The 19,705-nt window shown below is 68.5% G+C and carries 16 protein-coding genes and 3 pseudogenes; 8 read left to right on the top strand and 11 right to left on the bottom strand.

The window, feature by feature from the left end; all coding sequences use genetic code 11:
• The first annotated feature begins 56 nt into the window (after nt 1-56).
• From AC07YH_RS03540 to AC07YH_RS03525, 4 genes are read left to right on the top strand one after another with little or no spacing between them, the layout of a single operon-like run.
• Nucleotides 57-1,559, top strand: coding sequence for a tetratricopeptide repeat protein (locus AC07YH_RS03540; protein WP_494745631.1), 1,503 nt, complete (start codon nt 57-59; stop codon nt 1,557-1,559).
• Nucleotides 1,560-3,014: a hypothetical protein gene (locus AC07YH_RS03535; protein WP_494745630.1), complete on the top strand. Its 1,455-nt coding sequence runs from the start codon at nt 1,560-1,562 to the stop codon at nt 3,012-3,014.
• The gene (locus AC07YH_RS03530) at nt 3,011-3,565 is read left to right on the top strand and encodes a hypothetical protein (RefSeq protein WP_494745629.1); all 555 of its coding nucleotides are present in this window, start codon (nt 3,011-3,013) and stop codon (nt 3,563-3,565) included. Before AC07YH_RS03535 ends, AC07YH_RS03530 begins: the two co-directional genes overlap by 4 nt.
• Nucleotides 3,559-3,738 (top strand): hypothetical protein, encoded by a 180-nt coding sequence (locus AC07YH_RS03525; RefSeq protein WP_494745628.1) that lies wholly within the window; start codon nt 3,559-3,561, stop codon nt 3,736-3,738. Before AC07YH_RS03530 ends, AC07YH_RS03525 begins: the two co-directional genes overlap by 7 nt.
• A 230-nt stretch (nt 3,739-3,968) precedes the next feature.
• Here the strand turns inward: AC07YH_RS03525 and AC07YH_RS03520 are convergent.
• From AC07YH_RS03520 to AC07YH_RS03490, 7 genes and pseudogenes are all read right to left on the bottom strand, one after another.
• Nucleotides 3,969-5,480, bottom strand: a pseudogene (locus AC07YH_RS03520) (amidase); the annotation flags it as partial.
• Between the two features lie 19 nt (nt 5,481-5,499).
• A pseudogene (locus AC07YH_RS03515) lies at nt 5,500-5,594 on the bottom strand (hypothetical protein); the annotation flags it as partial.
• A 1-nt stretch (nt 5,595) separates the two neighbouring features.
• A complete protein-coding gene (locus tag AC07YH_RS03510; RefSeq protein WP_494745627.1) occupies nt 5,596-6,384 on the bottom strand; it encodes a thioesterase family protein in 789 nt (262 codons plus the stop codon).
• A 108-nt stretch (nt 6,385-6,492) separates the two neighbouring features.
• Entirely contained in the window at nt 6,493-8,121 is a 1,629-nt protein-coding gene (locus AC07YH_RS03505; RefSeq protein ID WP_494745626.1) for a M56 family metallopeptidase, read from the bottom strand.
• Nucleotides 8,118-8,504, bottom strand: coding sequence for a BlaI/MecI/CopY family transcriptional regulator (locus tag AC07YH_RS03500; RefSeq protein ID WP_494745625.1), 387 nt, complete (start codon nt 8,502-8,504; stop codon nt 8,118-8,120). Before AC07YH_RS03500 ends, AC07YH_RS03505 begins: the two co-directional genes overlap by 4 nt.
• A gap of 97 nt (nt 8,505-8,601) precedes the next feature.
• Nucleotides 8,602-8,808 carry a hypothetical protein gene (locus AC07YH_RS03495; RefSeq protein ID WP_494745624.1) on the bottom strand — a complete coding sequence of 69 codons (207 nt, stop codon included), beginning with the start codon at nt 8,806-8,808 and terminating at the stop codon, nt 8,602-8,604.
• 135 nt (nt 8,809-8,943) lie between these two features.
• A complete protein-coding gene (locus tag AC07YH_RS03490; RefSeq protein WP_494745623.1) occupies nt 8,944-11,160 on the bottom strand; it encodes a S9 family peptidase in 2,217 nt (738 codons plus the stop codon).
• 91 nt (nt 11,161-11,251) lie between these two features.
• Here AC07YH_RS03490 and AC07YH_RS03485 point away from each other — a divergent pair, with 91 nt between their 5' ends.
• Complete coding sequence (locus AC07YH_RS03485; RefSeq protein ID WP_494745622.1) at nt 11,252-11,620, top strand: hypothetical protein; 369 nt, start codon at nt 11,252-11,254, stop codon at nt 11,618-11,620.
• Here AC07YH_RS03485 and AC07YH_RS03480 read toward each other — a convergent pair.
• Both AC07YH_RS03480 and AC07YH_RS03475 read right to left on the bottom strand, forming a co-directional pair.
• Nucleotides 11,617-12,486, bottom strand: a complete 870-nt coding sequence (locus tag AC07YH_RS03480; RefSeq protein WP_494745621.1) for a polysaccharide deacetylase family protein — start codon at nt 12,484-12,486, stop codon at nt 11,617-11,619. The two genes, AC07YH_RS03485 and AC07YH_RS03480, sit on opposite strands and share 4 nt — an antisense overlap.
• Nucleotides 12,487-12,489: 3 nt before the next feature.
• Nucleotides 12,490-13,716, bottom strand: a complete 1,227-nt coding sequence (locus tag AC07YH_RS03475; RefSeq protein WP_494745620.1) for an SGNH/GDSL hydrolase family protein — start codon at nt 13,714-13,716, stop codon at nt 12,490-12,492.
• A gap of 301 nt (nt 13,717-14,017) precedes the next feature.
• On the opposite strand from AC07YH_RS03475, the gene AC07YH_RS03470 reads away from it, so the two are divergent.
• Complete coding sequence (locus AC07YH_RS03470; protein ID WP_494745619.1) at nt 14,018-14,350, top strand: EF-hand domain-containing protein; 333 nt, start codon at nt 14,018-14,020, stop codon at nt 14,348-14,350.
• Here AC07YH_RS03470 and lepB read toward each other — a convergent pair.
• On the bottom strand, nt 14,347-15,123 hold the full coding sequence (lepB, locus tag AC07YH_RS03465; protein WP_494745618.1) for a signal peptidase I: 777 nt from the start codon (nt 15,121-15,123) through the stop codon (nt 14,347-14,349). The two genes, AC07YH_RS03470 and lepB, sit on opposite strands and share 4 nt — an antisense overlap.
• 109 nt (nt 15,124-15,232) lie before the next feature.
• On the opposite strand from lepB, the pseudogene AC07YH_RS03460 reads away from it, so the two are divergent.
• A pseudogene (locus AC07YH_RS03460) lies at nt 15,233-15,355 on the top strand (hypothetical protein); the annotation flags it as partial.
• A gap of 3 nt (nt 15,356-15,358) precedes the next feature.
• Here the strand turns inward: AC07YH_RS03460 and AC07YH_RS03455 are convergent.
• A complete protein-coding gene (locus AC07YH_RS03455) occupies nt 15,359-17,746 on the bottom strand; it encodes a TonB-dependent receptor (protein WP_494745617.1) in 2,388 nt (795 codons plus the stop codon).
• Nucleotides 17,747-17,993: 247 nt separating this feature from the next.
• On the opposite strand from AC07YH_RS03455, the gene ettA reads away from it, so the two are divergent.
• Nucleotides 17,994-19,661, top strand: coding sequence for an energy-dependent translational throttle protein EttA (ettA, locus tag AC07YH_RS03450; protein WP_494745616.1), 1,668 nt, complete (start codon nt 17,994-17,996; stop codon nt 19,659-19,661).
• Nucleotides 19,662-19,705: the final 44 nt, after the last annotated feature.

Below are 19,705 nucleotides of genomic sequence, written 5' to 3'. Positions count from 1 at the left end.
GGGGCACATGAGAGATCATTGTTTTATGGTTAACGGGCTGGGCTGAAGGGGGACTCATGCGCGAGGCCGGCGACGCGTTTGCGCGCCTTGAGAGGCTGCGCGAGGTGGTCGGGCGCGCGCTCGGCGGCCGCGCGGCCCTGCTTCGCCGCGCCCCGGTGGGCGCGATCGTGGCGGCGGTGGTGATCCCATTGGTCGGCTGCGACACGGGTCCCAGCTTCTGGTTCCACAAGCGCGCCAGCGCATGCCCACGGCCGCAGGCCGCCCAGGGCGTCTCGGGCCAGTTCAACCAGCAACAGCAAGAGATCCGGGCCCTGCGCCAGGGCGGTTTCCGCGGCGACTTCTTCGCCCAGCTGGAGCTGGCTCGCCGCTACGAAGGCCAGCGCGCGGTCGACAAGAACCTCGAGGATCCCGTCGAGTCCGCCGTCTGGTACGCCATGGCCCTGGCCAATTCGGGCGGCTACGCGCCGATCTCCTCATACGAGCGCCGGGGCGGCGAATCGAAGGCTGTCTCCCGCTTCGACGACTGTCGCGCTTTCGAGCGCCGCAGCGCCTATTTCGCCCTCGACCGCCTGCTGTCGCGGATGTCGACCGAGGAGCGCGAGAAGGTTCGCAACCGGGTGATCTATGTGCTGTCGGCCCAGGGCGCCGACGGCTTCCGCACCCTGGCGCGCATCCACGACGCCTATTTCGGCCCGTTCGGCGAGCCGTCCGACAACCTCCAGGCCATCCAGGCCTATGGCAAGCCCAGCCAGCCGGGCGCGCCGGCCGCGCTGGACCTGTTCCGCCGCAACGACGTCGACGCCTATCTCTACAACTACCTGGCGGTGCAGACTGGCGACGTGTCGGCCTATGTCATGCTCAAGGACTTTGAGCGCAGTTCGCCGCAGCGGGCCTCGTACGGCTCGTTCGTCGAGACCAAGGCCAAGCGCTGGATTCCGCCCTACGAATTCTATCCGCCGGACTCGCCGGACTCGGGCGTGCCGCACTCCGACGAGTCCGACCTGTCGGGCGAGGCGCGCGAGGCGGCGCTGTCGCGCATCAACGAGTTGCCCTTCGTCCATGTGGCCGAGGCGCTGGCCTATCTGCGGGTGATCCCCCAGCCGGTGCTCGACGAGAAGCTGCTCAGCGTCAACGACGCCCAGAGCCTGGAGGCGATGCTGGGCCGCCCTGCCAACGGCCATCTGTCGTCGGTCGAGAAGGTGCGGGCCATCCAGTACGCGGCCGTCAACGGCTCGTCCAAGGCGCAGCTGGTGCTGGCGGTGATGTACTCCGAAGGCGTCGGCGTCCCGCGTGACTACGCCCGGGCCTACCACTGGTACGAAGAGGCCGAACGCCAGGGCTCGGCCGAGGCCAAGTACGCCATGTCGACCTTCTTCTCCCTGGGCCTGCAGGGCGTGGCCGACCAGGACCGCGCCAAGGCCGTCGTCTACCAGATCGACGGGGCCCTCTCGGGCTTCAAGCCGTCGGCCTACCGGCTGCAGCAGTTGCTGGCCCAAGTATCGCGTCCGCCCCGGCCCGCGTCCGATCGCGGGCGTCCGTACAGCGAAAGGGACTTCTAGATGCGACGCCTCAGCCGCCTGCTGGCGCTTTGGGCCGCCCTGATCCTCGGCGTCGCGGCCGCCGCGCCCGAGGCGCTTGCCTCGCCGGACGCCCGGATCGACCAGCAGATCCGCCCATGCTTTGGTCTCTTGATCCAGCCGAACCTCTCGAACGGCTGCAAGGTGCGCTACGCCAAGCCGCGCCCGTGCGCCCGGGGCCATTATCGCTCTCGCGGTCGCTGCCTGCCGGCCAGCGGCGGCGGCTATGGTCCCGGCTATGGCGGCGGCTATTCGCGCGAGATCAACTGCGACTACGCCTATCCGGGTCAGGTCTCGCAGACCCTGGCGCGGCTCTATGACGGCGACACCCTGACCCTGACCTCGACCAATGGCGGGGCCTGCGTCGACTCGCTGAACATCACCCAGTCGGTCAGCATCGTGGTCCGCAACTACTCGGCCAGCCTGGACCGGCCGATCCTGGTGGCCCCCACGGGGCAGCCCTGCATCCGCATCCAGCCGGGCGTGCAATATGTCGTGCTGGAGGGCCTGGGCATCGAGGCCTCGCGCGCCGGCTCGTCCTCGTGCATCACCGGCCGCGCCACCGAGATCGCGCTGAAGAACGTGACGGTCCGCTACGATGGCGACGCCTCGGCCTTCGACGTCGGCGACAGCCGCATCGAGCTGGCCGGCGTGGCCTTCATCGGCCGCACCCGCTCGGCGGTGGTCAAGGCTACCGGCACGATCATGGCCCAGGACGTCGAGATCGCCGCCGCCGCCCTCGGCGGGGCCTTCGAGACCTCGGGCGACAGCCGCCTGCGCGACATCCGCATCGTCCGCCTGGGCGACTGGACGGGCTCCTCGCGCACCCGCAACTCGGCCGGCTTCGTGCTCAGCGGCATGAACCGCCAGCAGCTGGTGACCATCGACGGCCTGTATGTCGATGGCTTCTCGCGCGGCGTCTATATCGGCGGCGGCGACGAGACGACCCTGCTGCGCACGGTGGTCCGCGACAGCGACTGGGCCGTGACGGTCGAGAACGCCAACCTGCGGATCAACGAGGCCGAGCTGGAAGCCGCAGATGTCGGCCTCTACGTCGCCTCGGGCGTCGTCTACGCGGCCAACAACAAGATCGTCGGCGTCATGCGCTCGGGCATCTATGCCGACGCCGGCGGCCAGATCCGCGCCGTGGACAACCGCATCTACGCCCGTCCCGAGGGCTGCAAGGCCCTGGTCAGCGGCTTCTTCGACGGCGAGCTGACCTGCCGCCCGTGGTTCGAGGCGCCGGAACTCTATCGCACCCAGCGCGACCGCGCCCGCCTGGACTACGACACCTATTGGCCGGCCCAGGCGATCGGCCCCGCGCCGCTGGCCCTGGGCGCCGGTCCCGCCGAGTTGGCTGACGACGCGGCCGCCACCGGTCTGGCCGGCGCCCCGCCGCAATACCTGGCCCCGCAAAAAGGGGGAGCCCCCAAATGAGCAAGCTGGCCCACGCCCTGGTCGTCACCGCTCTCGCGGCCTCGACCCTGATCTCCACGCAAGCCTTCGCCCAGCAGTACGGCGGCGGCTACCAGCCGACCTTCGCCGCGCCGCAAGGACCGCCGCAGGGTTACGCGCCTAAGCGCCGAGACATCTGCGGCGCGCCGATCACCGGCCAGGCGCCGGACATCATGACCTATGACAGCACCACCGGCACCCAGGTGTTCGTCGGCGGGACGCACGGCGGCGGCACGGACGTGGCGGCCTACAACGCCCAGACCGGGTCGGCCGCGGCCTTGAACGGCGATCTCAGCCGTCCGGGCCTGGTGTCATCCTGCGCGGTCGATGGCCTGACGCGCGAGTCGTATGGCGTGACCTCCGACCGTCCGGGCCAGGTGACGCTCAGCGGCCGCGACGATCGCGGCGAGCGCTACCAGTTCACCCGCGCCGACGGCCGGACCGACATCTGGGATCCGCGCTACGAGAACTACTGCTTCCGCTCGGGCACCGGCCTGTTCGGCCCGCCCAGCGCCGGCGGTCGTCGATGCTGAGGCCGGCGCTGCTGCTGGTCCTGGCCGCCCTGACCGTGGCGGCCTGCGCGCCGCAACGTCCGTACCAGCCGTACTGTCCGCCGTCCGGCCCGCCGCCGCCCTCGGCCCCGAGCCGCTACAAGGTCACCCCCCCGCCGCCGCCGATCGAGGTGGTGCAGCCGAAAGTTCCTTAGAGCTGTTCGTCGGCCTCGATGGCTACGGCGGCCGCGCCGGCTCCACCACCCGAGGGTTTGAGCGGCGACGATGCGGGGACCGCCGAGCCGTCCTCGCCACCCTTCCGGCGGCGCCTAAGCTGGGTCCATCCGCGCTTCGAGGGGCGCGGCGTAGGCGGCTGACCTTCTGACGTTCGCATCGGCGATTTCTCCAGAGTGCGCACTGTTAGACTAGCATGGATCGCGCCCGGCTACGGCGCGATCGTCTTGATAAAGGTCGGCGCCTTCCGGTGGTGCGTCGCCTGCTCGTATGCATAGCCCAGGTTCAGCAGCAGCTTCTCGCTCCAGGCCGGGCCGATGAACGAGAGCCCGACCGGCAGGCCCTTCACGTCGCCCATCGGCACGGTCAGGTGCGGATAGCCGGCCACGGCGGGCAGGGTGGTCGAGGAGCCGCCGTAGTTGTCGCCGTTCAGCGGATCGATAGTCCAGGCCGGGCCGGTGGTCGGGGCGATAATGGCGACCGCGCCGGTGTCCTTCAGGATCTTGTCGATCCCTTCCGGACCCGCCAATCGCTTGGAGTCGGCCAGGGCCTTCAGATAGTCGGGGTCGGTGAGGCCCTTGGTCTTCTCGGCCCGCTCGAAGCTCTCCTGGCCGAACCACTCCAGTTCCTTGGGCGTGGCCTTGTTGAAGGCGATCAGGTCGGCCAGCGTACGGCTGGGGACCTTCTTGGGATCGGTCGAGCCCAGATAGGCGGCCATGTCGGCCTTGAGCTCGGTGTAGAGCACCACGCCCTCGGCCTTGCCGATCGGGGCCTCGTCGAACTCCTTCACATCGACCAGGATCGCGCCCTGGGCAGCAAGCTCCTTCAGAGCCGCCTCGAACACCGCGTCGGTCTTGGGCGAATAGCCGGTGTAGAACCGCGCCACGGCCAGCTTGACGCCCTTCAGCGCGTCCTTGGACAGGCCGGCGGCGTAGTCGGTCTTGCGGGCGTCGGCGTCCTTGGTGGCCGGGTCGGCGGGGTCGCTGCCGGCGATGATGGTCAGCACCTTGGCGGCGTCCTCGACCGTGGTGGTCATCGGGCCGGCGGTGTCCTGGCTGTGGCTGATCGGCACGATGTAGGTGCGCGACACCAGGCCGACGGTCGGCTTCAGGCCCACCAGGCCGTTGATCGCCGCCGGGCAGGTGATCGAGCCGTCGGTCTCGGTGCCGATGGCCAGGGGCGCCAGGCCCGCCGCCACCGCCGCGCCCGAGCCGCTGGACGAGCCGCAGGCGCTGCGGTCCAGGACATAGGGGTTGCGCACCGTGCCGCCCACGGCGCTCCAGCCGCTGATCGACTTGCCCGAGCGGATATTGGCCCATTCCGACAGGTTGGCCTTGCCCAGCATGACCAGGCCGGCGTCGCGCAGGCGCTTGGCGATGGGCGCGTCACGGCCGGTGATGTTGTCCTTCAGGGCCAGCGAGCCGGCGGTGGTGGGCAGAGGATCGGCGCTCTCGATATTGTCCTTCAGCAGGATCGGCGCGCCGTGCAGGGCCGAGCGGACCTTGCCGGCCTTGCGCTCGGCGTCCAGGGCCTTGGCCTCAGAAAGCGCGTTAGGGTTGGTGGCGATGACCGCGTGCAGGGTCGGGTTCTTGGCCTTGATGGTCGCCAGGGCGTCCTTGGTCGCCTGCTCAGCGGTCTGGGCGTGCGCGGCTCCGGCGAGCAGGGCGATGGCGGCGGCGCCGGCCAGGCAGGCGAACTTGGTCATGAAGCGTTTCCCCGAACGAGAGCCGCGACCCTGGCCCGAAACCTCGCCCTTCGACAAGCTCAGGGTGAGGTTTCTACTGAAAGGCCAAAAGTAGCCCTCACCCTGAGCTTGTCGAAGGGCGAGGGCGGACCCTTCAGGCGAAGACCGCCACGTTCTGGCGCGCCAGGATCAGCGGGCGGCCATGGCGGTCCCACAGATGCATCTCCTGGGTGGAGTAGCCCTCGCCGACGGTCTCGGCCCGCGTCTTCAGGAGGCGCCAGCCGTCGTCGTCCTCGACGGGCAGGTTCGTCACGTCCAGCGCCCAGGTCATGGTCGAGATCGGGGCGAACTGGGTGAAGAGGGCCATGGCCGGGGGCGGGGGCATGTCGCCCAGCGCGATCAGGGCCGACAGCGAACGGGCCGCCGGGTCGCGGTGGCGGATCCACAGCAGGTATTCGGGATCACCGCCGGCCAGGGGGCGCGTGCCGCCGGCCTTGCGCACCTCGAACTGGGCCGAGAAGTGCGGCGCGCCCTGGCGGTTCTCCGGGAAGAAGGACTCGCAGTCCTCGGGCGCGGCGACGGCGGGCGGCGGGACCTCGCTGTAGGACAGGGCCGAAGCCCGCGCCGCGCCGAAGGTCAGCACCCCGTGGGTGGCCACGCCCTGCTCGCCGACCAGGTCAACGGCGACAAACAGGGTCGATTTGCCCTGGCGCAGAGGCCTCACCGAGATCGCCAGTTCCCCGGACGCCGGACCGACGAAGGCGAATTGCGCCGAACGCAGGGGCGGAGCCTCGGGGAAGGTCCGCAGGGCGGCCTCGACACAGAGCGCCGCCGACAATCCGCCATAGGTGGTCCGGCCTTGCTTCCAGTCGTCGGTGACGAAGGCGGAGAAGCCGGACTCGGTGGCGGTGACGGCGGCGATCAGGTCGGTATAGGCGGTCATGCGAAAGAGGTTCGTTTTCTTTCGCTACGGAAGTCAAGCGCCGTTGTTGCTCTTATGTTGGGCGCGCATTTAGGCGGCGAAACCGCTCACACTTTCGCCTAATGCGCTTCAGCTCGGCTTACGCGAACGCGCTTCCAGTTCGTCGGCCCGGCGCTCCAGGTCGGTGGCCTTTTCCGGCAGCTTGTCGGCCAGGTCGCGCAGCTCGGCGTCGGTGACGGTGCTGCCGTGGGCGCGGTTCTCGGCGATCTGCTTGGCGCGGTAGGCCGGGTCGCGCAGGCGGACGGCTTCCTCGCGCATCTCCTTGGCCCCGCGACGCATCTGCACGGCGCCCTGGGCCATGTGGATGCGGGCGTTGGCGACCTGGCGCATGGCTTGTTCGCGGGCCTGTTCGCCGATGCGACGGGCTTGCTCGCCGGCGAGGCGGGCCTGTTCGGCGCCGATCCGAGCGCCTTCGGCGGCCTGGCGGGCGACGTCGGCTTGAGCGCGGGCGCTGTCGGCGATGCGGCGGATCTCATCGGCGTGGATGCGCTGCTGATCGGCCTGACGGCGGGCGATGTCGGCCTCGACGCGCGCCTGATCAGCCTCGATGCGGGCCTGCTCGGCTTCCTGGCGGGCCTGATCGGCGGCCGCTTGCTCGGCCGGCGTCGCGGTGCGGTAGTAGCTGTAGACGTGGACGTGCTTGGCGGGCGGGGCCGGCGGCGGCGCAGGGGGCGCCGGCGGGACGGGGATCTCGGCCGGCGGAGCAGGCGGCGCGGGAGGAGCCGGCGGAGGCGGCGGGGCGACCCACTCCTGGTGCGTCAGGCCCAGGGCGGCCAGCGGCGTGGCGACGGCGGCCAGGGCGACGACGCTCAGAGCAACGGTCAGGGGGCGGCGGCGCGAAGCGTTGGCGGTCATGATGTGGGCGATCCTTGTCTTCAGCGTACGGCTGCTGGCGGCCATCGCGGTTGCGGGCTGATGGGCCAGGCGGGCCGTGGGATGGGCGGCGAGGCGGACCAGGGTCCGGGCGTAGAGGGTGCGATCGACCGTCTCGAGCGCGATGGCGTCGGCGGTCTCTTCCGAGCGTTCGGCCAGCGCGGCGTGCAGACGCCAGACCAGCGGGTTGAACCAGAACACCGCCAGGGCCAGGCGCGACAGGATCAGGAAGATCCAGTCCTGGCGGCGCAGGTGGGCCAGTTCGTGGGCCAGGATGGCGCGGGCGGCTTGCCGCTCGTCCAGGCTGGCGGGGTCGATGACGATGAAGCCGGGCGCGACGCCCCAGCTGAGCGGGCTGGCGATGCGGTCGCTGGCGACCAGGCGCGGGCGGTCCTCTTCCGGCGACAGGTCCTCCAGCGGCGCCAGCCAGTCCTGCCGCTCGACGGTGCGGCCCTGGCGGGTCCAGCGGTCGAGGGTGAAAAGGCCCAGCATGAGTTGGCCGACCACCGCCGCCACGCCCAGCAGCCACAGGCCGCCGACGAGGTTGGCGGGAGACGGCCAAGCCGTGGCGGGGGCCGTCGCGACGTCCGTCGAGAGGATGTCGCCGGCGACCGGAACATAGGGCGCGATCGGCGGCAGCAGGGCCAGGTCCAGGACCGGCAGCACGTTCATGATCACGGGGATGGCCAGCAGCAGGCAGACCGCGCCGCGCAGGATGTCCACGCGATCGACCGGACGCTGGGCCAGGAAGCGGGCGCAGGCCAGGCCCGCGCCGGCGACGACACTGGACTTGACCAGTAGCGAGAGGAGCAAGATCCAGGTCATGACTCTTCTCCCATGGGCCGCTCCACGGCCTGGTCGATGACTCGCTCCAGGGCGGCGGCCTCGTCGGCGGTCAGCTTCTGGCCAAGGCCCAGCAGGGCGGTGGCGGCGCTGGCGGCCGAGCCGGCGAAGAAGGTGTCGATCACGCGCTTGAGGGCGCCGGCGGCGACGGCCTCGGGGCGCGTGGCGGGACGGTAGACGAAGCCATCGGGACCGGCCTCGCGCTCGACCAGGCCCTTGGCCTCCAGGCGCGAGAGCATGGTGCGGATGGCCGAGTCGCTGATCGGATCGGAGAGGGCGCCCCGCACGCTGGCGGTGGTTCCGGTCTCCAGGCGACACAGGGTCTCGAAGACCTCGCGTTCGCGTCGGGGCAGGGATTCGATCATAGCGGGGTCCGTGTCCGGTTGTCCGCTACGTGTGTAGCGCTACGTTTGTAGCGCGGCTAGCCTGCTCTCCGTGAATTCGGCGTAATGCTCGGAGAGGTTAGTGCAGCGTCGTGCCGGCCAGCACCCAGCTGGAGAACGTGCGGTTGTCGCGCTCGTCGCGCTGTTCCTCGATCGCCATCTCTTCCAGCATGATCGCCGCCAGCAGCCACTCTTCGAGTTCGGAGACAGACGCGCGGCCGTCTTCGAGCGCTTCCTTCACGGTCGCGATCAGTTGTTCGATGGCGTCTTCGGTGGTCTTGGCCATGGCGGGGGTCCTTGAACTCTCGCCGTGGTTAATACTGGCTGCTTCGCCCGATCCGGCTGCGGCGAATTGGCCGCGCGGTGGCGCATTCCGTCGCAGCCCCGCTCCCTGAGGGGAGCGGGGCGCGATCGGCAGGCCCTATTGGCCCTTCAGCTTGCGGTCGAAGAACTCCAGGTGCGTGTTCAGCACGCTGAGGCCCTTGGTCTTGCTGCCCGGCGCGCTGTGGCGTTCGCCGGGATACAGCGCCATCTCGAACGGGATGGCTTTCTTCTGCAGGGTCGCGATCACCCGGGTGCTGTTCTCGAAGATCACGTTGTCGTCGGCCATGCCGTGCAGCAGCAGCAGGCTGCCGGGCTTCAGCTTGTCCAGGCGGGTGTTGATGTCGGAGTAGGCGTAACCGGCCGGGTTATCCGAAGGCGCACCCATGTAGCGCTCGGTATAGGCCGTGTCGTACAGGCCCCATTCGGTCGGCGGGGCGCCGGCCGCGCCGGCCTTGAACGGGGTGTTGTCGGCCGTCAGCAGCATCAGGGTCATGAAGCCCCCGTACGACCAGCCCATCACGCCCAGCTTGTCGGGATCGACATAGGGCAAGCCCTGCAGGAACTTCGCCCCTTGCAGCTGGTCCTGGACCTCAACCGTGCCGAGGTTGCGGTCGAGAGCGCGCTTGAACGCCGCCGAGCGGTTGCCGCTGCCGCGGTTGTCCAGCTTGAAGATCACATAGCCGGCTTCGAGATAGGTGCGATCCGACGGGCTATGCCAGCCCTTGGTGACGCGCTGGGCGTGCGGGCCGCCATAGACCGAGACGATGGCCGGATACTTGTTGGCCGGGTCGAAGCCGATCGGCTTGAGGATCTCGTAGTACAGCGCCGCGCCGTCGGCGGCCTTCAGCGAGCCGTATTCCGGGACCGGCAGGGTCGAGGCGTAGGGCCAGTAGGCATGACCCTCGGCCAGCTTGTTCTCCTCGATCCAGCGGACGCGCTTGCCGTCGGCCGAATAGAGCGCCGTCTGCGGCGGGGTCTTGGGATCGCTGTACGACCCGGCGAAGGCGCCGCCGGCCTCGGCCACCTTGGCCGACCACCAGCCGCCGGCCGAGGTCAGGGCCTTGGGCTTGCCCGGCTTGTTGTAGCTGACCTCATAGATGCGGCGCTCCAGCGGGCTGTCCATCGAGGCGCCGAAGATGGCGACCTTGCGGGCCTCGTCGACGCCTTCCAGCTTGTCGACCGGCCAGTCGCCCTTGGTGATCTGGGCGATCAGCTTGCCGTCGGCGGCGTAGCGATAGAGGTGGCTGTTGCCGTCGCGCTCCGAGCCCCACAGGAAGGTGCCGTCCTTCAGCGCCTTGAAGTTGTCGAGCAGCTCGATGAAGTGCGTGTCGGTCTCGGTCAGGATCGTCTTGCCCGCGCCGGTGGCGGGGTCGAACGCGATCAGGTCCAGGGTCTTCTGGTCGCGCGACAGGCGCTGGACATAGACGGTCTTGCCGTCCTGGGCCCAGGCGACGCGGGCGACATAGATGTCCTTGTTCGCGCCCAGGTCCAGCTGCACGACCTTGCCCGAGGCCAGGTCGCGGACGAAGAGATCGACCACGGCGTTGGGACGGCCGGCGCGCGGATAGCGCTGGTTGACCACGGTGGCGCCGGCCGGGCCGATGTCGGCGCGCGGCACGATATCGACGCCGTTCTCATCGACGCGGGCATAGACGATGCGGGCCTCGTCCGGGCTCCACCAGTAGCCGGTCGAACGGGAGAGCTCTTCCTGGGCGATGAACTCGGCCACGCCGAACGACAGGGCGTCCTTGCCGTCGGTGGTCAGGGCTGTCTCGGCGCCGCCGGCGACCGGCTTGATGTAGAGGTTCTGGTCGCGGACGTAGCTGACGTAAGCGCCCTTGGGCGAGACCTTGGCGTCGACCTCGTCGCCCGGGGTTTCGGTCAGGCGCGTGACCTTGCCGTCGGCGATGCTGTCCAGATAGAGGTCGCCGTCCAGCGGCACCAGGATGAAGCGGCCCTGCTTGTCCCAGCTGTATTCGACGATGCCGCGGGCCGAGACGCGGGCGCGTTCGCGGCGGGCCTTCTCGGCTTCCGACAGCTCCTTGGCCCCCGACGACAGCGCCGCCGAGTCGATCAGGCGATAGGGCTCGCCGCCCTTCACGTCGGCCGCCCACAGGTCCTGGACGTTGGCCGCCTCGGCCTTGCCCTTCAGATAGGTGACGCGCTTGCCGTCCGGCGACAGCGCCACGCCCTTGGCGGTCGGGCCGTTCAGGCTGGGGTCGGCGAAGACGCGTTCGGGGGTGAGTTTTTCCGCCATGGCCGGGGTCGAAAGGGCGAGGACGGCCGCGAGCGCCGTGAGCGAGGGCTTGATCATGGCGCGGGACGCTATGCGCGAGCGTCGCCGTTGTCAGCAGGGAAGTTGTTGCGCGGCTGAAACGCAACGGCTCATATCGAGGCTTGTGCAGATGAAGGGCCGCGCGGTGCAAAGCGTGTTGCGGAGAGCCGCCATGTGGTGGCGGTTCAACGAAATCCTGGGCGGCGGTATACTGCTCGGTGTCGTCGCAGCCGTGCTCGCCTTCTTCTATCTCGGGCTGTCGATCGGTAGGGCGCCAGCCGTGAAGGCCACTGGTGTGGTGACTGGCTATTGGAGCCGGGAAGGCCAGACCGGAAGCCGCTGGGGGATCGTGGTGCGCCTGACGGACGGGCGAATAGCTCAATTGGCGCAGCCGGCACGCGGTGACTGCGTCGTGGGCGACAGGATCGACGTCTGGGATCAGCCGACATTACTGGCGCGCCGCGTGCTTCCTCGAACCCAGAGCTGTCACAATCCCTAGCGGCACATCCCGTCGAGCGGTTTCAGGTCAACGGGATCGGCCGGAACGGGCAAACCCTTGGCCTTCAGGGCGTCTGGCAGCGTGGTCGGTTCGGGCGGCAGGCCGGGGTTCACGTCCGTGCGGTAGAACGGGTGCTTCTCCGCCTTCGCCAGGGTCGTGAAGCCGAAGCCCTTGTCCTGGTAGAGCTTGTACAGGCGCGGCGCCATGCGAGCGTCGAAGGCGCCGGCGTGCATCAGCAGGACGTAGGGAATGTCCTTGCCGTAGAGCGTCTGGCTCATGGCCCGCGCCCGATCGGCGACGGCGGCCGCGCCGGCCAAGTAGCGGGTCTCCAACTCGGCGATCGCGGCCTGGTCGCCCTTGGCCACGCAGCGGGCATAGGGCTCGTTATAGGCGTAGTCGGCGAAGCTCATCGTCACGCTGGCGATCTTGTAGTGATTGTCCGAGAGCCAGGCGCGGACCGTCAGGCGCTTCTCCAGCGTGTCGCCTTCCAACAGAAACGGATAGCGCAGCCAGCGCCAGTCCTGCTTGCCCATCAGCTCTTTGAGGAGGGGTTCGTTGCGCGTGGTCTCGGCGGCGAACTGGTCGGGCGTCAGGTCCTTCAGGTTCTGGTGCGACCAGGTGTGGTTGCCCAAGGGCTGGCCGGCCGCGCGCCACATCTTCAGCACCGGGCTCGAGTCGGGCTCGGTGGTGGTCGGAGCGGCCTGGGCGCCGTTGATGAAGCCGAACGCCGGGGCCTTGGCGTCCTTGGCGGCCTTCAGCAGGTCGGCGGCGATCTGCACGCGGGTGACGCCCGGCGGCAAGGCGCTGTGGGCCGGCAGATCGTCCCAGGTGAAGGCGATGACAGGCGGCGGGCTGGCGGCGATCATGGCTTACTTCCCGAACAGGCTGAGCGGCACGGCGTCCGCCATGGCCTTGTAGCCCGCCATGTTGGGGTGCAGGCCGTCATTGTCATAGGCCGGCAGCAGATAGGTCGGCTTGGCCGGGTCGCGCAGGGCATTGTCCCAGTCGATGACGCCGTCGAAGTTGCCGGGCGCGCGAATCCAGGCGTTGATCGCCTGGCGGTCGGCCTCGCTCTCGGGGCCGGGGTGGTAGTAGGCCGAGCGGGCATAGGGCGTGATGGTCGCGCCGATGACCTTGATCCCTCGGGCATGGCTGCGGTCGATCATCTGGCGGTAGCCGGCGATGACCTGGGCGACCAGGGCCTTGTGGGCTTCGGGCGTCGCCGGCGCGTCGCGGGTCAGGACGCCCAGGTCGTTGACGCCTTCCAGCAGCACCACGTGGGTGACGCCCGCTTGGCTGAGGACATCGCGCTCGAACCGCGCCACGGCGTTGGGGCCTGTCCCGTCCAGCAGCACGCGGTTGCCGCCAATGCCCATGTTGAGCAGGCCGATGTTCTTGCCCTTCAGTCGCTGCAGCAGGCCGTCGGTCCAGCGCAGGTTGGTGTTGGGCTGGACGCCGTAGCCGTCGGTGATGCTGTCGCCCAGGGCCACGATCGTCTTGGCCTTGGCCGAGACCAGGTCGACGCCGGCGATCTGGAACCAGCGGTCGGCGGTCTTGGCGCCCGGCAGGTCGGCGGCGGCGACGTGGTCGCCGGTCAGGACGTAGGAGGTCGCCCGCGAACCGGGGTGGCCGGTCTGGACGCTGGGCGCCTCGGCATAGCGAAGGCTGATGGCGAGCGACGTCAGCGGCGTGACCTTCAAGCTCACCGGATCGGACCAGTAGTCGGCGCCGGCGGGGATGGTCACCTCGGCGCGACCGGAGAAGGTGAGGGCGCGGTCGGTGGCGGGGTCGATGCGGGCGCTGGCCAGATCCGCAGACACCGCGACGTGCGCGGCCCTGATCGTCAGGGGTGCGGTTCCGAAGGCGTTGGACAGCCGCACCCGCAGCGTCTCGCCGCCCAGGGTCAGGCGCACGACCTGGCGCAGGGTGGCGTCGGGATAGTCCTCGGCGGCGATGCGGTTCTTGTCGTCCGGCGCCATCTGGGCGCTGGCCCAGGCACCGACCCACCTTGCTCCGTTGGGCGGCGACTCGGCATGAGCAGGGAAGGCCAGGACCAGGGCGGCCCCGAACACGGCCAGCCGCGCGAGCATCTTCATCGACGTTTCTCCCCGCTCCGGCCTTGCTGATCCGGTAGCGGTAACATCGTTAGGGCCGGATCGCGTCGCCGTAAAGCTGTGCATAAGCGGGACAAGGGGTGCGGCAGGCCGTCGCGGCAGTGCGAAAAGGGTTGCGCAGCGCAATATGATAACGCTATCAGAAACCCGTGAGGCGCCGAGCGCCTCTGCCCTTCCTGGGCGTTTCCTCCCTATTGACTTCAAGCCCGGTCGTTTGGCCGGGCTTTCTTTTTGCGCGTCGCGAAAGGTGCTAGTCAGGGAGCGAACGTCGCGAGGTTTCCTGATGACTGCCGGCAAGCCCAAGAAGAGCGAAGTGCTCGAGGTCCGTCTGCCGTACGAGACCAAGGCCGCCTTCATGGCCCGCTGCCGCGAGACCGACCGCACGGCCAGCGAGGCGGTGCGGGTGTTCATCGACCAGGAACTTGAGGGGCAGGCGGCCAAGCCGCGCGCGAACGGCTTGCTCTGGCGCGCCCTGGCCGCTGCCTTGGCGGGCCTGGCGGTCGGCGCGGTCGCCGCGCCGTCGCTCGCGCGTCCGACCACCTCGCATACGACCTTCGACCGCCTGGACGCCAATCACGACGGCGCCCTGAGCTTTGAAGAGTTCAGCGGCCGCTAGCGGATCGGCTTGAAGAACCGGTCCCACTGCAGGTTCAGCCAGGTCCAGGGCTTGTAGAGCGCCGCGCCCGGCTTCCACGAGATCAGCACGAAGTTGGCGTGGCCGACCAGGTTCTGCGCTGGCAGCAGGCCGACCCCGCCGTCGGTCGGCGCGAAGCGGCTGTCCAGCGAGTTGTCGCGGTTGTCGCCCATCACGAAATACTGCCCCGCCGGCACGACATAGGTCTGCGTGTCGTCGCCCGGCTGGCCCGGACCGCCGTCATAGGTGGCGTAGGCGCGGCCGTTCGGCGTGCGCTCGCCGACTTGCAGGACCGTGCGGTCCGGCGCGTCGTGGTCCTGGATCAGGCCCATCGGCGTCTGGGCGATGGCGGTCCCGTTGACGAAGACCTGGCCCTGGCGGACCCGCACCTTGTCGCCCGGCAGGCCGATCACGCGCTTGATCCAGGTCTGGGACGGGTCGCGCGGCAGGCGGAAGACGACCACGTCGCCGCGCTGGGCCGTGCGCTCCAAGAACCGTCCTTTGAACAGCGGCGGGTTCAGCGGAAACGAGGCCCGGCTCCAGCCGTACGGGAATTTGGAGACGATGATGTAGTCGCCGGTCACCAGCCCCGGCTCCATCGAGGACGAGGGGATGGTGAAGGGCTGGAAGATCACCACCCGCAGCGTCAGCGCGATCAATAGGGCGATGGCGACGGTCTGGAGGGTCTCGAGCCATTCGCGCCATGCGCTGGCGGATGGCTGATCGGCGGGGGCGGAGGAGGGGATGTCGGTCATGTTCCGACCAGGCCTCGCGCCGTCCGACAACGCCAGCAAAGCCCTGTCCGGACGGCCGGGAAATCGTGTCCGGACACGAAAAAGGGCCAGGAGACATGCTCCCGGCCCTCGCTTTCATGGTTGTCATCCCGGCCGCAGCGAAGCGGAGAGCCGGGACCCAGGGGCGACCGCAATGCGCCGGCCCCTGGGTCCCGGACAGCCTCTGCGAGGCTTCCGGGATGACACGGGTTAGGTTCTAGAAGCGCTTCTTGATCGTCAGGTAGCCCTGGCGCGGGGCGCCCGGCAGCAGGGTCATGGCCGTGCCGGCGCGGTCGGCCTTGGAAGCGCCGCCCGAACCGACCGTCGAGATGTAGTCCTCGTCGTTCAGGTTGGTGACGTTGGCCTGGATTTCCAGGCCGCGCAGCATCGGGGCGGCGTCATCGGCGAAGCGGTAGCCGACCGTCAGGTCCGCGACCGTGTAGCCGTCGACCTTGCCGCCGTCGTTCTCGAACGTGTACCAGCGCGAGCTGACGTAGGAGAGGCCGGCGCGGGCGTAGAAGCCCGTGCCCAGGTCGTACTTCAGCTCGGCCTTCAGCAGGTTCTTGGGCGTGAAGACCACGTCCTTGCCCTTGGTCTTCATGGCCACCAGGCCGCCGGCGCCCGGGACGTCGTCATCGTACTTGGAGTCGTTGTAGGCGTAGGAGCCGTACAGCGACCAGGCGTCGGTGATCCGGTATTCGCCGGCCACCTCGATGCCCTTGGTCGTGACCGAGCCGACGTTCGACAGTACGGCGGGCAGGCCCAGGATCGGCGGAGCCGTCGAGGCGCTGTCCAGGCGGTTGTCGAACTTGACGTGGTACAGGGCCGCGACGCCCTGGAAGCGGCTGGTCTTGACGCGGAAGCCGCCCTCGAAGGTCTTCGAGGTTTCCGGCTTCAGGTTCTTGGCGACGTAGTCGACGACGGTCTGGTTCTGCGAGGCGAACGGGCCCGAGGTCGCGGCCGACACGAAGGCGGCCATGTTCTCGCTATAGCCACCGAACACTTCCACGCCGTTGTTCAGGTCATAGACGGTGCCGACCTGGGGCAGGAAGGTGTCCTTGCTCTCGATCTTGCCGTTCATCGAACCGACGATCGACTTGACCTCGTTCTCGACCTTCAGGGCCTTGAAGCCGAAGTTGACCTTGAAGGCGTCCGTCACGGACCAGACGTCCTGCACGTAGCCGGTCGTGGTCTTGGTGTTGAACTTGTATTCCCACGAGGTCGTGAACGGGTTGGACTGGAAGCCCAGCGGGTTACGCGACGGCTTGCCCAGGGTCTCGGCGTAGAAGCGGCGGGCCTGGGAGAAGTCGTTGTCCTCGGTCCAGAAGCCGGCGCTGATCCGGTGGCTCGCCAGATCGATGGTGACGTTGCCGATCAGGCCCTTGCGGTCGATGTCGTACTCGGTGGTGCGGATCGACAGCGGGGCGGCGTTCGAACCGGCCGTGCCGTAGCCCGGGCTGACCGTGTAGGGCGTGTACCACAGGCCCTGGCCCTTGTTCTTGTGGCCGTAGCCGGTCAGGTCGACGCGGACATTGTCGCCGATCTTCTGCTTGAAGGTCAGGGCGTAGAGATCGTCGTCACGGATGCCGGCGCCGGCGTAGTAGGCGTCATCCGGGGTGTCGACGCCGAAGGCGCGATAGGGGTTCACGCCCACGCCGGTCCAGTAGCCGCCGTTCAGCAGCGGCGTGGCGCCAGCGTAGTTGGCCGGATTGTTCAGCACGGCGGCGACGCCGATGGCCTTGTTCCAGTCGGGCTGGAAGTTGTCGAAGTCGCGGCCCAGGCGCTTGATCATGTCGAACGACATGTCCTGGTAGTCCTGCTCGCGGCGTTCCGAGTGGTCCCACCACGCGGTCAGCGAGCCGTTGTCGCCCAGCGGCAGCTCGACCTTGCCGTCGAGCTGGAGCTGCTTCTGCTTGGAGCCGCCCTTCCACTTGTCGGCCTGCTGTTCGGCGACCGAGAAGTAGCCCTTCAGGCCGTTCATGCTCTCGATGGCGCCGGTGTCCAGGCGGCCGAACACGCGGTGCATGTTGTCCGAGCCGTAGGTGGCGTTGGCCTGCAGGCCGAAGTCGTCGGTCGGGCTGCGCGAGAAGAACTGCAGCGTGCCGCCCAGGTTCGACGTCGAGGCGGTCGACAGCGAGCCGGCGCCCTGGGCCAGTTCGATCTTGCCGATGTCTTCGCTGGCGATGGCGCGGCTGATGTGCAGGCCGTTGTAGTTGCCGTAGCTCATGTCGCCCAGCGGCACGCCGTCCAGGGTGAAGCCCAGGCGGCTCTGGTCGAAGCCACGGATCGAGATCCGGGTCGACCACTCGTACGAACCAAAGGCGTCAGCCGACTGGAACGACACGCCGGGCAGCTTCTCGATGGCCTTCAGCGGGCTGGAGCCGGCGGCTTGCAGGGCGACCTGCTGGTCGTTGACGACCTGGACCTGGCGGCTCTCGCCACGGCCCAGGACGATGATGGCGTCGACTTCGGCGCTGTCCGGCGCGGCGGCGGCCGGAGCCGCGGCGGCGTCGGCGGGCTTGGCGTCGTCAGCCGCGAAGGCCGGGTTCGCGATCAGGCCGAGCGCGCACACGGCGGCGCTCAGCAACAAGGCGTGCTTTTTCATGGATGTTCCCCATTCCGGCCCCGGAAACAGAAGGGGAGGGGGCCGGTTGGGAGCTTGCGGTAACAGCGGTCGACGACGACGAGGCGAAGGATCAATGTCGACTGTCTGACGGTACGACGACTAAACCATGACGGTAGCGCTATCGCGATGCGACGGCGCGAAACTGGCCACGATTGCGCGAAGCTCTCCGGACCGCTATTTCAGCGCCCAATCCCCGAAACTCCGTTCCAGCGAGCACGCGCGCCCTATGGCCCAGCAATACATTTTCCAGATGCAGGGCCTGACCAAGGCCTATCCCGGCGGCAAGAAGGTCTTCGAGAACATCTGGCTGTCGTTCTATTCCGACGCCAAGATCGGCGTCGTCGGCGTCAACGGCTCGGGTAAGTCGACCCTGCTGAAGGTCATGGCCGGCCTGGACAAGGAATTCTCGGGCGAGGCCAAGGCCGCTGACGGCATCAAGCGCGGCTACCTCCCGCAGGAGCCGGTGCTGGACCCGACGCTCGACGTCTGGGGCAACGTCATCGCCGACTGCGAAGAAAAGCAGATCTTCGACAAGTACAACGCTCTGGCGGCTCAGCTCGGTGAGGAATACACCGACGAGCTGATGGAGGAGATGACCAAGCTCCAGGAAATCATCGACGCCAAGGACCTGTGGGACATCGACTCCAAGGTCGAGATGGCCATCAACGCCCTGCGCTGCCCGCCCAACGACGCCAGCATCGCCGACCTGTCGGGCGGTGAGAAGCGCCGCATCGCCCTGGCCCGGCTGCTGCTCAGCAAGCCGGACATGCTGCTGCTCGACGAACCGACCAACCACCTGGACGCCGAGTCGGTGGCCTGGCTGCAGCATCACCTGGAAGAGTTCCCGGGCTGCGTCATCCTGGTGACCCACGACCGCTACTTCCTGGATCAGGTCACCAAGTGGACCCTGGAGCTCGATCGCGGCAAGGGCGTGCCCTACGAGGGCAACTACTCCGGCTGGCTGGAGCAGAAGCAGAAGCGCGTCGTCCAGGAGCAGTCGGAATCGGAAGCCCGCCAGCGCGCGCTCACCCGCGAACTGGAATGGGTCCGCAGCTCGCCCAAGGCCCGTCAGTCCAAGTCGAAGGCCCGTCTGGCGTCGTACGACGAGATGGTCGCCGCGCAGGAGAACGCCCGCGCCGCCCAGACCCAGGCTCACATCCAGATCCCGCCCGGCCCGCGCCTGGGCAACCTGGTCCTGGAAGTCTCGGGCCTGGAAAAGGAATATGGCGAGAAGGTCCTGTTCAAGGACCTGTCGTTCCGCCTGCCGCCGAACGGCATCGTCGGCGTCATCGGCCCGAACGGCGCCGGCAAGTCGACCCTGTTCAAGCTGATCACCGGCCGCGAACAGCCCGACCAGGGCACGGTCAAGGTCGGCGAGACCGTCAAGCTCTCGTATGTCGATCAGTCGCGCGACGCGCTCGACCCGAACAAGACCATCTGGGAAGAGATCAGCGGCGGCACCGACGTGATGATCGTCGGCAAGCGCGAGATCAACAGCCGCGCTTACGTGGGCTCGTTCAACTTCAAGGGCGGCGACCAGCAGAAGAAGGTCGGCCTGCTGTCGGGCGGTGAGCGCAACCGCGTCCACCTGGCCAAGACCCTGGCCACCGGTGGCAACCTGCTGCTGCTCGACGAACCGACCAACGACCTGGACATCGAGACCTTGCAAGCCCTGGAAGAGGCGCTGGAAGAGTTCGCCGGCTGCGCCGTGGTCATCAGCCACGATCGCTGGTTCCTGGACCGCCTGGCCACCCACATCCTGGCCTTCGAGGGCGACAGCCACGTCGAATGGTTCGAAGGCAACTTCGAGATGTACGAAGAGGACAAGAAGCGCCGCCTGGGCGCCGACAGCCTGATCCCCAAGCGCATCAAGTTCCAGAAGTTCGCGCGCTAGAGGCGGGCTGGAACTACAGCATCGAAGGCCGCGGGGCGACCCGC

This window comes from Caulobacter sp. GW456-12-1-14-TSB4 (assembly GCF_059424195.1).
The sequence above is the reverse complement of the archived record's forward strand: the minus strand, read 5'-3'. Positions and strand labels throughout refer to the sequence as shown.

What these genes read in the sequence shown, in the direction of transcription:
- AC07YH_RS03455 (WP_494745617.1), bottom strand. Translation starts at nt 17,746, where the DNA reads ATGAAAAAGCACGCCTTGTTGCTGAGCGCCGCCGTGTGCGCGCTCGGC.
- lepB (WP_494745618.1), bottom strand. Translation starts at nt 15,123, where the DNA reads ATGACCGACATCCCCTCCTCCGCCCCCGCCGATCAGCCATCCGCCAGC.
- AC07YH_RS03470 (WP_494745619.1), top strand. Translation starts at nt 14,018, where the DNA reads ATGACTGCCGGCAAGCCCAAGAAGAGCGAAGTGCTCGAGGTCCGTCTG.
- AC07YH_RS03480 (WP_494745621.1), bottom strand. Translation starts at nt 12,486, where the DNA reads ATGATCGCCGCCAGCCCGCCGCCTGTCATCGCCTTCACCTGGGACGAT.
- AC07YH_RS03510 (WP_494745627.1), bottom strand. Translation starts at nt 6,384, where the DNA reads ATGACCGCCTATACCGACCTGATCGCCGCCGTCACCGCCACCGAGTCC.
- AC07YH_RS03530 (WP_494745629.1), top strand. Translation starts at nt 3,011, where the DNA reads ATGAGCAAGCTGGCCCACGCCCTGGTCGTCACCGCTCTCGCGGCCTCG.
- AC07YH_RS03500 (WP_494745625.1), bottom strand. Translation starts at nt 8,504, where the DNA reads ATGATCGAATCCCTGCCCCGACGCGAACGCGAGGTCTTCGAGACCCTG.
- AC07YH_RS03525 (WP_494745628.1), top strand. Translation starts at nt 3,559, where the DNA reads ATGCTGAGGCCGGCGCTGCTGCTGGTCCTGGCCGCCCTGACCGTGGCG.
- AC07YH_RS03540 (WP_494745631.1), top strand. Translation starts at nt 57, where the DNA reads ATGCGCGAGGCCGGCGACGCGTTTGCGCGCCTTGAGAGGCTGCGCGAG.
- AC07YH_RS03535 (WP_494745630.1), top strand. Translation starts at nt 1,560, where the DNA reads ATGCGACGCCTCAGCCGCCTGCTGGCGCTTTGGGCCGCCCTGATCCTC.
- AC07YH_RS03495 (WP_494745624.1), bottom strand. Translation starts at nt 8,808, where the DNA reads ATGGCCAAGACCACCGAAGACGCCATCGAACAACTGATCGCGACCGTG.
- AC07YH_RS03505 (WP_494745626.1), bottom strand. Translation starts at nt 8,121, where the DNA reads ATGACCTGGATCTTGCTCCTCTCGCTACTGGTCAAGTCCAGTGTCGTC.
- ettA (WP_494745616.1), top strand. Translation starts at nt 17,994, where the DNA reads ATGGCCCAGCAATACATTTTCCAGATGCAGGGCCTGACCAAGGCCTAT.
- AC07YH_RS03485 (WP_494745622.1), top strand. Translation starts at nt 11,252, where the DNA reads ATGAAGGGCCGCGCGGTGCAAAGCGTGTTGCGGAGAGCCGCCATGTGG.
- AC07YH_RS03490 (WP_494745623.1), bottom strand. Translation starts at nt 11,160, where the DNA reads ATGATCAAGCCCTCGCTCACGGCGCTCGCGGCCGTCCTCGCCCTTTCG.
- AC07YH_RS03475 (WP_494745620.1), bottom strand. Translation starts at nt 13,716, where the DNA reads ATGAAGATGCTCGCGCGGCTGGCCGTGTTCGGGGCCGCCCTGGTCCTG.